The 11,969-nt window shown below is 55.5% G+C and carries 6 protein-coding genes; 1 reads left to right on the top strand and 5 read right to left on the bottom strand.

The features are described from left to right. The first annotated feature begins 16 nt into the window (after positions 1–16). Entirely contained in the window at positions 17–958 is a 942-nt protein-coding gene (fabY, locus tag ACF8PE_RS08755; protein WP_032615389.1) for a fatty acid biosynthesis protein FabY, read from the top strand. 48 nt (positions 959–1,006) lie between these two features. Here the strand turns inward: fabY and ACF8PE_RS08750 are convergent, their stop codons facing one another. The 5 genes from ACF8PE_RS08750 to ACF8PE_RS08730 form a co-directional block, all read right to left on the bottom strand. After that, positions 1,007–1,567 carry an Ail/Lom family outer membrane beta-barrel protein gene (locus tag ACF8PE_RS08750; protein ID WP_312080165.1) on the bottom strand — a complete coding sequence of 187 codons (561 nt, stop codon included), beginning with the start codon at positions 1,565–1,567 and terminating at the stop codon, positions 1,007–1,009. Between the two features lie 335 nt (positions 1,568–1,902). Next, positions 1,903–2,340 (bottom strand): hypothetical protein, encoded by a 438-nt coding sequence (locus tag ACF8PE_RS08745; RefSeq protein ID WP_032615385.1) that lies wholly within the window; start codon positions 2,338–2,340, stop codon positions 1,903–1,905. A 190-nt stretch (positions 2,341–2,530) separates the two neighbouring features. After that, positions 2,531–2,773 carry a hypothetical protein gene (locus tag ACF8PE_RS08740; protein WP_032615377.1) on the bottom strand — a complete coding sequence of 81 codons (243 nt, stop codon included), beginning with the start codon at positions 2,771–2,773 and terminating at the stop codon, positions 2,531–2,533. A 695-nt stretch (positions 2,774–3,468) separates the two neighbouring features. Beyond that, positions 3,469–3,729 carry a hypothetical protein gene (locus ACF8PE_RS08735; protein WP_059306936.1) on the bottom strand — a complete coding sequence of 87 codons (261 nt, stop codon included), beginning with the start codon at positions 3,727–3,729 and terminating at the stop codon, positions 3,469–3,471. Continuing rightward, on the bottom strand, positions 3,726–11,948 hold the full coding sequence (locus tag ACF8PE_RS08730) for a hemagglutinin repeat-containing protein (protein WP_392494777.1): 8,223 nt from the start codon (positions 11,946–11,948) through the stop codon (positions 3,726–3,728). Before ACF8PE_RS08730 ends, ACF8PE_RS08735 begins: the two co-directional genes overlap by 4 nt. Positions 11,949–11,969: the final 21 nt, after the last annotated feature.

Genomic DNA, 11,969 nt, shown 5'->3' with positions numbered 1-11,969 from the left:
AAGAGAGACTACAGCTATGTATCACCTTCGAGTACCGCAAACGGAAGAAGAGTTGGCGCTTTATTATCAGTTCCGCTGGGAGATGCTGCGTAAGCCATTGCATCAGCCGAAAGGGTCGGAGCGCGACGCCTGGGACGCCATGGCGCATCACCAGATGGTCATGGATGAAGAGGGCAACCTTGTCGCCGTCGGGCGGCTGTATATCAACGCTGATAATGAAGCCTCCATTCGCTTTATGGCGGTGCACCCCAGCGTACAGGATAAAGGTCTCGGTACGCTGATGGCGATGACGCTGGAGTCTGTTGCCCGTCAGGAGGGCGTGAAGCGCGTCACCTGTAGCGCGCGTGAAGATGCGGTCGAGTTCTTTGCCAAGCTGGGTTTTATAAACCAGGGCGAAATCACTACGCCGCAAACCACCCCGATTCGCCACTTTTTGATGATCAAACCCATCGCTTCGCTGGATGATATTTTGCATCGTGCCGACTGGTGCGGTCAGCTGCAGCAGGCCTGGTATCAGCACATCCCGCTGAGCGAAAAGATGGGGGTGCGCATTCAGCAGTACACCGGGCAAAAATTTATCACCACCATGCCGGAGATCGGCAATCAGAACCCGCACCATACGCTGTTTGCCGGCAGCCTGTTTTCTCTGGCCACGCTCACCGGCTGGGGGCTTATCTGGCTGATGCTGCGCGAGCGCCATCTTGGCGGCACGATTATTCTTGCCGATGCCCATATTCGTTACAGCGCCCCGATCAGCGGTAAGCCAAGCGCGGTAGCTGACCTCGGCGCACTGGGCGGCGATCTCGACCGTCTGGCACGTGGCCGCAAGGCGCGCGTACAAATGCAGGTTGAGCTGTTCGGCGATGAAACGCCGGGCGCGGTGTTTGAAGGCACCTATATTGTTCTGCCTGCGAAGCCCTATGGCGCGTATGAGGAAGGGGGGAATGAAGAGGAGTAGGGATATTTAAAGAGAGTTATCTTTTCAGAAGATAACTCTCACGTGATATCAGAAGCGGTAGCCAATACCCAAAATAAACCCATTGATGGCGTAATTACCATTCAGATCGGCTTCTGTTCCTTCATAGCCGAGCGTCATCGAGACATTTTCGACTGGATTAATCATTAGACCTGCGCCATAGGCAAAAGAGGTCGATTTTTCAGAAAGACTGTCATGACCGGTATAGTCCAGCGTAGCGTTAATCCACTTTGTCGTTCCCGTTGCTTTGACATAAGCGATACCGCCCAGGGCATACAGGGAGATATAATCATTAATACGGTATGACGGACCAGCTAGTACGGAATAATATTTCACATCAACATCGTTTTTTACGAAGTCATTAGCCACATAATATTGAGTGGAACCATCGCCCTGCATGTAGGTAAAAGAGCCAATGATGCTTAACGGCGAGCTCAATTCGTAGCGATATTGTAGGTTTACACCGCTTAGATTGTTAAAGTTTTGCACATCGGCGTGTGCATAGCCAAGAGATAACGTTTGTTCGTTAGCGAAGGTTGCCCCACTTGCCATGGTGAATGCCAGAAATATCGCCAAAGATATTTTATTCATTTATATATTCCCTTAGTGTTTTTGACGAGGGGATTTTAAAGGGGTAGTAAAAGTAAAAAGAGAGGGTTTAGCCCTGGCGATCTATTTTTAGGAAGATATTTATAGCTTGGTTATGAATGTGTTTTTTTATTTGCTGAGTATGGAGAGGGGGCGGTGAATATTTATTGGCTGTGAAAGGGTCTGGAAAGTCTAAGTATCACCTGTATAAATAAATTGGAAGTGCATAAGGGGTTGGGGAAGTTCCTGGGGCGGTGTGTGACGCGGGAGATTAACCGGTGAAAATGTGCCGGAAGTAGTGATTCAAGGCGAATCCCGGCGAGGCGGCCAGATGATTTTTAATCGTTAAGACTATTGATAAAATCCAAAACACTTTTTAGATCGGTACACCATTCAGATATTTTCATACCATCTTCATTATGAGTAACGCGTGGTTCCATAAAATCATTGATTTTATCCACTGTAAAATCAGGATGTTCATCGAGGAATAATATTTCGTTTTGCACGAAAACTCTATTTCCATGGAAATATAAAACCCAAGTGAATATAAAATTCGTGTGGTCAGGTTCATACATTGAGACAACTAAAGTAGCATGCTTCTTACTTGCCAAACCACTTTCAAGTGAGCTTAACCATGATTTTTTATAGTCATTTATATTCCAGTAAGATAAAGGGATATTGATTATTTCTGAAAAATCATCAATAACTATTGATGCAGGTAAGACAAGCTCACCCTCAACATCCACTGGTTTATCCTCTGGGAAAATGCCAAACATATAGTAGTCCTTAATCCTATTCAGATTGCTGTCATAAGTTCCCATTCTTTCTACCTATTTCCGTGATAAGCTGCGCCAGCTCCCCGGCCAGCTCCCCGGCCAGCGCACCCGCGGCACCTGCGAGTGCGTCTTTCCCCTGCATCGCGGCCAGTACGGCGTTCGCCACTGCGTGGGCGGCGGCTTTCCTCCCTTAAAACCCCCTTAATTTTAATAGATTAGCAATAACAAAAATCGCGCCAGTAAAAGAGCCAATAGCACAGCCAATTTTAATGATTTTTAATATCTCTATTTTTGTTAAATCAAAAGAGCCAGTCAGTATCCAAACTAAAATGTCCACCGACAGTGCTATACATAAGAATGTAATTGTAATTCCCATTACACATACGATAAATAACATCAGAAGATTTAATGCTTTTTCATTGATGTATTTCATTTCAGCGAATCCTTAATAACTGGTTCAATTTTTTTTCCGCCATATTCAGAGGGGAAAGAGGCTCTAATGTCACCGAAATCACAAAGAATATTGCTTGGTTTCATTTTCTTTGAAAGGCCATAATCCTGATCTATAAGTTCGTGAACCTTCATTTATTCACTCACTTCATTTAATCGTTATCCAGAAAATATTCAATTGATTTAAGTAGTTCATATTGAGTACCAGTACTTTTGTCCGAACCATGGCAAGCTCTTTGATCTTGGGATATCTGGTATTAATATAATAATTTCGTACTGAAAGTACGGTTTCGTCGTTTCATAAGATTAAGGTAATTCTCGATTTTCAAAAGGTACACCAACAGATGACATAAAACTGCCGCCTGGGTATCCATATCGATAAATAGTTGCACCCGTCGGTAGCGTGACTTTATTTACAGGGCCATAAGCACCGCAGTTAGGGGGCCAAATACCCAGTGACTCCTGAATGGCCCCTCAGCTTTACTGAACTGGTTGAAATTAGAAGATTCACGAGCTTTTGCGCTAAGAGTGACATTATCCTTCACATTCATCGAATGAATTAATTGCTTTCGTTGTTTGTTGTGTTTTGGCTCCTAATGATGACTGCTTGATACGCTGTGAAGACGAATAAAAAGCAAAAATTCCCGCTTTGGAAGGCGGGGGTTTTAGTCGCCTGGATCACTTGTCAGGGCCTGTGGGCGGCTTTTTACGAGCATTGTACTCGTCTATTTTGTAGAAGATGAAGGAAACCAATGTTCCTAAAGCCCCTGCTACAAAACTCATTTTTGCCGATTTAACTAATTCTTCCTGAAGTAGATATATCTCACCGGAAGCAATAAACCCAGTTACAATTCTTGCTGCAATACCTAACAGAAAAAATGCAGTAAAAAGATAAAAAAATAAGAAGATAGATATTCTCAAAGTCATTTTTCTTTTCATTGTTTTTTCTCTTTCTCATTGACAATATTTTTCGTTCTGTCATTTATCGACTCGAATATCAGTGCCGCGCCTATATCACCTAAAACACCAGAAGCGCTACCAGCATATGGCGCAAGTAAGTCCGGCGCATATTTTCCGAAAGTTCCCCCAGCCAGTGAACCTGCAATAGCGCCTCCCTGACCAGACAAGCTCGGTCCATCAGTCATAAAGGCTCCGCCCATATTAATCAGAGTGTTCCCGCCAATATTATATCCCGGAGCCAGATAACCTGCCCCTGCTGCAACAGTTGCGCTATAATAACTAAACTCACCGTCAGGTGCCATATTCATATACTGGAAAGCCGAGTTTGCCCCACCTCCAATTACCGCTCCGATAATACCTTTGGCTATCGCTATTTGAGGCGCAAGATAGAATGCATCGGCGATAAATACACCGTCCTGATAACCTTCAACAATGGCTTTGCTGATATTAGCACCTTCCGGTAAATCACCTTTTGCCAGCTTATTCAGCCCTGCCTGCGTTTGTTCTGGCGTCAGATTGTTATCTACTGCGTACTGGTTCCATGAAGCAGCGGCCTGTCCGTAATTCATCATACCCGACGGTATACTCAGCGTATTATTCTCAACCACCGTCTTCCCGGTCTGGGCCCCCGCAATGGCACTGGCCGTGCCGTCGCCCGCAACGCCGCCCGCTATTCCTGCGGCAAGGGTCGCCAGGGCGCTGATGGTCTGCTTTTCACTTTCACTCAGCGCAGCAACATCCTTCCCGTACATCTCCAGCGCAATCGTCCCTGCCAGTTCCCCGGCCAGGGCACCCGCGGCACCCGCGAGCGCGTCTTTCCCCTGCATTGCGGCCAGCACAGCATTCGCCACTGCGTGGGCGGCAGCTTTTTCCATCGTGTCGTCCAGCCCGGAACGGTGCCCGATAACCTCCGCCACGTACGGAGCGGCAGCCCCGGCCAGCGCGGCGGTCATGTCGCCGCCCGCCAGCCCCTGAACGGCTGCGGTGGCCGCCTGGATGGCGCGCTGCATGTCGCTGCCCGTCCCGTACTGCTCCATTGCCGTGCGTCCGGCCTGGTCGGCTATCTCCTGCGGAGTCGGGTTGCTCTTGCCTTCGGCTTTCAGCTTCTCCTCTGCGGCGCTGAGGGCGGCCGGGTCCTTCATGGCCTCCTGCTTCGCGATTTCGCCCTGGGTACGGGCGATATCCGCCACCTGCATGCCGATTTCCGCGATAAGCTGCGCCTCCTCCATCCGGCGCTGCTCTTTCTCCTTATCGAAGATGGCGTCGATGCTGCCGTTGGCATTCGCCGTGTCGCGGGAGAGGGTGGTGATATCCTGCGTCTGGTTTGCGCCATCACGAACGGTAATGGTTCCTTCCCCGACAGCCGCGTGCGTCGTGCCCTCCGCACTGCCGCTGCTGTCCGCCCCGGCCAGCAGGTTGCTTGCCATGTTCCCGGCGAACTGCCCGGCGATGCTGCCGCCGGTGCTGATGCCCACGCTCTGATGCTCTACCTCGTATTCAGCGGTGTTGTGAATATCGCGCCAGCCGAGCGTTCCGGTGTCGAGACGGTTCCTGTCCGCCTCGGCGGTGGAGGCGATAACCGCGCCGTCGAGTTGCGTGTGGTCGCCCACGGTGATGTCGAACCCGCCGGAGCCTGCAAAGATGCCGGTCTGCTCCTTCACGGAGGCATAGTCGCTGGTCATTTTATCGCGGCTGTAGTTAACGCTGGCGGAGCCGCTCATCGAGCCGAAGGTGAAGCTGCCGCCCGCGCTGGCGTTCTGCTGTTTGCTGTCGTAGCTGTCGGTGTCCTGTTCGCTGACGAGGGTCAGGTTACGCCCGATATCCATCACGACGGTTTTCCCGCTGGCCTGCGCCCCGGCGAGGGTGGCGTCGCGCCCGCTGACGATGCTGAGTGTCTCCCCGGCGTTCACCATGGTCTCGGTGTGGGTGGTGCCGTTGCCGCGCTCTGTCCCCCTGCCGCCGTTGACGCTGGCGGAGACATTGATGCCCAGGCCGCCGGAGCCATAGCCGATACCCACGCCCGCGCTGCTGCCGTGGCTTTCGTTTTTGCCGTCGAGCGTGGAGGTGTTCAGGGCAGATATCAGGTTCACGTCCTGGCTCGCCTGTAACCACAGGTCATTGCTGGCATCAAGCTGGCTGCCGTGAACCAGCAGGTCGCCGTCCGTTGCCACCACGGTGAGGTTATTCCCGGCGGTGAGGCTGCTGCCTTTTGCGGTAGTCTGCGTGCTGGTCTGGGTGGATGTTGACGACTGGCTGCCGTAAGAGAGGCTGACGCCGATGGTGTTGTCATTGCCCTTCTGGTCGCCGGTGGCCTGGTCGAGCACGACGGCCTGTGCACCCTGTCCGAGGGTCAGGGCGCCTTTCACCGCCTGCAGGGCGGCGAGGCGGTCGTTGTCTGTCTCACCGGCCTGCTTCAGGGTGCGGACGCTGCTGTCGAGGGCACCACCCGCCGCGCCGGAGAGCGCAAGGGTCAGGCCGGAGGTTTTCTGCTCAACGGTGTGGGTCTGGGTGCCGCTGTCGCTGGCGGCGGTGATGCTGACGTTTTTCCCGGCCAGCGTCATGTCCTGCCCGGCAATCAGCTCCGAGCCGTGGACGTTCAGGTCGCTGCCCGCGCTCAGGGTGACGTTGCCGTTAATGGAGCCGATGGTGCTGCCGCGATGCGTGGTGTCCTGCGCGGTGTCAGTGACCTTCAGGCTCTGCTTGCCGTAGCTGAAACCAATGCCGCCCGTGCCGGAGAAGCCCGATTTTTTCTCCTGTCGCTGATGGCTCTCCTGGTTGTGCTCTTCCGCCGTGGTCAGGGTCAGGTTGTTGCCTGCCGCCAGGTGGACATCGTTATCGCCAACGATATTACTGCCCTGAACAAGCAGATTATTGTCTGCCTGCAGTATCACGGTGTCGCCGCTGAACAGGGTACCTTGTGCGGTCTCACGGTTGACCACATCGTGGGTGGTCACGGTCTTTTTCGACAGCGCGCCGCTGCTGCCGGTGGATTTATGGTGCGACTCAAACTCGCTGCGTTCAGTGGCGGCCGTGATGGAAATATCACGGCCCGCACCCACGCCGAGTTGGTTACCCGCCTCGACGTAGGCTGCCTGCGCGTTCACGTCGCGTCCGGCTATCATCGTAACGTCGCCAGCCCCGGAGATTTGGCTTCCCATCTGTTGCGTGACGGACTGCTTCAGCCAGTTGTCTTTATCCCACGTCAGGTTATCGCTGGTCGAGGTGGTAACGGTCGACAGGTTCAGATCCCGCCCGGCGTTAAGCACCGTCTGGCTGTCGCTGCCGCTGTTCACCACCTGCGCCCCGGTCAGGCTGAGATCGCGCCCGGCGTTCAATACCAGCTTACCGTCATCGCCCTGGACGTAGATCCCCGCCACACGTTCAATAGTGGTGCGTTCAAAGCTATTTTTCCCGGCGGTGCTCTGTGCGCTGCGGGTCGTGGTAGTGATGTTAATGTCCCGTCCGGCAGAGGCCAGTACGGAATGGTTGCCGGAAATTGTGCCGCCGATGTTATTGATGTCCGTACGGGCGAGCAGGCTGACGTCTGCCCCCTGAATCGTCCCCGCCCTGTTAGTGATGTTGTCGGCGCTAAGCTGGACCACTTCACGGCCATGAATTGTGCCGCTGTTGACCAGGTCACGGTTCAGGTTCATCACGACGTTCTGGCCCCCCATCAGCGCGCCGGAACCGTCAATGTCGCCAGGCTGTACGCGAACATACACCTGCGGCACCGTCACGGTTTGCCAACTGCCGTCTGCAAGCTGCACCCGTGTATTCACCAGCCAGACCATGTCCTCCGTCAGCAGGCTCATCTGTTCGGCGGTGAGCGCCACGCCCGGGATAAGCTGATGTTCTTGTCCGAAAGCAATACCCGCATCCATAAGTGCTTTGAACTGGGTCTCGTCATCGCGGTAGTCGCCCAGATAGCGCCCGCCGGTGAGGGCGATGATCTGCTCGCGCACCAGTCGCTGCTCGTAATAGCCGTCACCAAGTCGCTTATGCACGTTGTTTGGATCTGTCGCGAACGCATTCTGCATGTAGTCGCTGCCGAGCCACGTTTTGTTGTTGGTAAAGCGTGGATCGGTTTCAACCAGATACGCCGCCGACGGATCGGGTAGGGTATTAAACAGGCTGCTGTCTGGCAGTCGGGTGTCTGGCCCTGCCGCACGGATCACCACGCCCTGCGCATCGCTGGCAGGCGTTTCGAGCCATTTCGCTGGGGTATGTCCGGCAGGTAGTTCAGGGGACAACGCCCCCTGTCCGGGTACGGTGGTTTCAACGCCAACCGTCAGGCTACCCACTTCATGGAGCGTGGCGTCCGTTCCGTGCGCGGTGGCAGGGGAGAGGGAAATGTCGCTGCCTTCAGCCTGGCTGTTGCCCTCCATGCGTCCGGGGTTGAGGGTGATGGACTGGATCACCACTGGCGGCGTGTAGTCTGAGGTGCTCTTACCCTGAGAGTCACCGCCTTTTTTGGATTTACGGCTGTAGTGCGTCACCGAGCCTGCATCGGTGATCCAGCGGCTGCCTTCTGGCATCACGTTATCTACTGAATCGGCGAAGATGCCGAGCGTTCCTCCTGCCACAATCTGGCTTTTATCGTTCAGCACCTGGTGTGCAGCGATCAGCATATTTCCACCGGAGAGGATTTTTCCCGGGTCACTCTCGGTGATTACCTCTTCTTCGATGGTGCGGGTGTAGCGGTATTCGTAGAAGTTATCATTATTGGCCCCGGTATCGTCCGGGGTGTTGAGATTCAGCAAGCGGTCGGCAGAGTTACGGTCGACAAAAACCCCTTCGGTATTCGCGTCCCAGCGGTCAGGCGATCCCCTGTGCTGATACTCGTGCATCTCCTCCGTGGAGATCAGCGCCACCTCGGTGCTGAAACGATCGTTGACGTTATTAATCTGGCTGATGGACAGCGCCATATCACCCGCAGATTCAATCGTTGCGCTATGGTTGTTCAGCGTCTTCGCCTGACCGGTGGCAAAACCACGGGCATCGATCTGTCCGCCGATAGCCAGCGCACCGTCGCTGTAGATCAGCGCATGATCGCGGTTGTTTATGGTGTCTGCGCCAATATCCACACGCTGACGCCCGGCGAGGGTCGCCGCTTTTCCGCCCTGAGCCAGGTTATTCAGCGTGGTAGCCTGCAGCGAGAGATGGTCGCCATAGATACGGCCGGTGCCCGCGTTCGTTAAGGTCCCGGCACGCAGCCACGTCTGGCTACCATCAATAAGGCCATAGTTGTCGAGCGAACCGGCAACTGATAGCCAGGTTGCACCCGCGGCTATTTCACCGGAAGCTGCGTTGAAGAGGCTGGTGGCAGTGAGGTCAAGCGTTGTACCGGCCAGCAGATTACCGGCGTTGGTCACGCGGCCTGGCGTGGTAAACGTGACGCTGCCGTTGGCGATAATATCACCCGTGTTGTTAAAGGCCTGGCGTGTGCGAAGCGCCATGTCGCCCAGCGACAGCAACTGACCATCACCCGTGACATCGCTCGCGTCAATGTTCACGCGCTCGCCACCGATGACCACACCATCGGTGTTGAGGAGCCGCATGGCTGCTCCACTTAGCGACAGCTTGCCAGCGGCGGACAGCTCGCCCTGCGTGTTATCGAGGGTTCCGACATTGGTGATGGAGAGTGTCTTGCCTGCCAGCACCGTTCCCTGGGCATTCTCGAGCTGCTGGCTATGGATTGTCACATCCAGCCCTTCAATGCCCTTTTCTTCGGCCTGAGTATTGCGGTTGAGCAGTGAGGCTGCGTTGAGCGTCACCGTTGCGCCACTGCGGATCAGGCCCAGCGTGTTGTCGATTGCGCCTGATACGGCGTTCACCACCAGCTTACCCAGAGACTGGATCTGCCCGTCCTGGTTATCAAGACGGTCGAGGGTGAGGGCCATTGCCTGTTCGCTAACCAGACGCCCGCCGGAACGGTTATCCAGCGAGGTTGCCAGCAGTGAAAAATCACCCTTTGCGCCCAGGGTACCGTTCTGGTTGTTCAGCCCGGCGGTAGCAAGTTGCATGGCCGCCAGGCTGTAGAGCGTCCCCTCGCGGTTATCCAGCTGATAGCCGTGGGTATCAAGAACGATCCCGCTTCCCTGAATGATCCCCTGACGGTTGTCGCTATCACTGTGTGTGGCCAGCGCCAGCGTATCCAGGGCAAACAGCGTTCCGGCAATATTGCTAAAGCGTGTGGCGTCCAGCGTGGCCTGTTTTTCGGTGAGGATGACGCCCGCATCATTTTGCAGATCGGTCGTTTTGATCGACAGGTTGCCCTGGCTCACGATGCCGCCCATATCGCCACTGTTGCGGTTGTTGATATGTTCAACGGCCAGGGTGAGATCGCTCCCGCTCTGTACCAGCCCGCTGCTGTCGTTGTTCAGGCTTTGCCCGGTGATTGCAAGATCGCTCCGGGCGGCAATCAGCCCTCTCTGGTTAGTTATCCGGGACGTGTCTATTCGCGCATCCTTACCGGATACCAGCGTACCTTGCGTATTATCCAGCGCCCCGGCATGAATACTCAGCGAGCCAGCCGCGCTGAGGGTGCCGTTGCGGTTGTCCAGGTTATCAGCCAGCGCCAGCGACAGGTCGTTCCCGGTGCTGAGCGTACCGCGCTGGTTGTCAACGGCATGCGCATGCAGTTGCAGGGTAGAATCAGAGGCCAGCGTGCCGTCGCGGTTATCTACGTTTTTGGCCCAAATTTCAGTCTCTTTCACCCCGGCAAGCATGCCGTGCTGGTTGTTAATACTGCCAGCGTTAACGTGCAGTTTGCCAAAGCTGACGATGCCGCCCGTCGTCTGGTTATCTCTGTTTGAAATGCTGTTGCCGTGGGTATCGACGATCGTGTCCGCACCAGACTGAATCAAACCTTCATCGTTATTCAACCCGGCGCTGTCGAGCGTCAGGGTATCGCGGGCGGCAATCGTCCCGCCGGCATTCATCAGCGCTTTGGTGCTGGTCAGCCCGACACGGCCTTGTTCAGCGCCGATAAAGCCTCCACTGTTGTCCAGCCTGTTGGCGGTCACGCTGAGGCTGTCTGCCGCCGCCAGTTCGCCCTCGCGGTTGTCCGTCAGGTCAGTCGTTTTTATGGTCAGGGTGCCGGTATCGGCGGCGACAACCTGGCCCTTGCGGTTATCCAGCGACGCGGCGTTAACGTTGACCGTGGCGTTGGCGGCAATCACGCCCTCGCGATTATCAATGCCGTCCTGATGGTTCAGCGTCAGCGCCCGTGTACCGCTCTGGCTTATCTGACCTTTCTGGTTTTGCAGGCGTTTTGCCGAGAGCGTGAGCTGGTCGGCGGCGAGCAGGCCACCGTTATTGTCGAGTGTGCCTGAGGTGGCCGCGCTAAGCGTGTCCCGGGCAACGATCTGCGCGTTTTCAGTGCTGAGACTGCCTTGTCCGGCGTCAAGCGTAATGGCGTTACCCTGCGTCACGCTGCCTGATGCATCCAGCCCCTGACCCACGGCTTTGATGTTTCCGCCTGCCGCATTCAGGCCGTGCATATTGAGCGTGCCACTGGCGTTCAGCGTGAGATTGCCATCATTGCCGATGCTGCCATCGGACAGCACGCCCGCAGCCAGCGTGCCGGTGCTGGCGATCTCCGTGCCGGTCAGGCTGACGTTATGCTCAGCGGCAATCGAACCGCTGTTTTGCACGGAGGCCGTGCTGGAGAGGGTCGCGTCCGCTGAAGACCAGAGGGCGCCGCTGTTCTCAATGCGTCCGTCGGCAGAGAGGGTGACCGTCCCGGCTTCCGCGCCGATATTGCCCGCGTTGCGCACCCCGACGCCTTTTTCCGTTCCGAGCAGGCGGATTTTCCCGGCGTACATGCCGCCGACCTGCGCGACATCCAGCGCCAGCGCGGGTTTTGCCGCACCCTTATCCGCAAGGGCGGAAACCTTTTCATGAGCCGCATCCACCGCGTTGCGCCCGGTGGTGACGCGTAAATCCTGTGCGTGAATGGCGGCGTTCACCTGAACCGCCCGGGCGATGATGTCGGTGTGCTCCTGGCGGGTAGAGTCCAGCCCGCTGCCGTTCACGGTAATGTCACCGCGCTCCACCTGGTATCCAGTTATCCGGCCATCCTGCATCTGGGCGGTGCCGGTCGTCAGCGTGGCGCGCCCGGCGTTAATAAAGCCGCAGCCGTCGCAGGTGATGCCCGACGGGCTGGCGATGACCACGTCGGCTTTTCGTCCGGCCACCTCGATGTAACCGTTGAGCTG

The sequence above is a fragment of the Leclercia sp. GLN_9 genome, from assembly GCF_043105735.1.
GTDB classification, from domain to species: domain Bacteria; phylum Pseudomonadota; class Gammaproteobacteria; order Enterobacterales; family Enterobacteriaceae; genus Enterobacter; species Enterobacter adecarboxylatus.
This window is presented reverse-complemented; position numbering and strand designations above follow the sequence as displayed.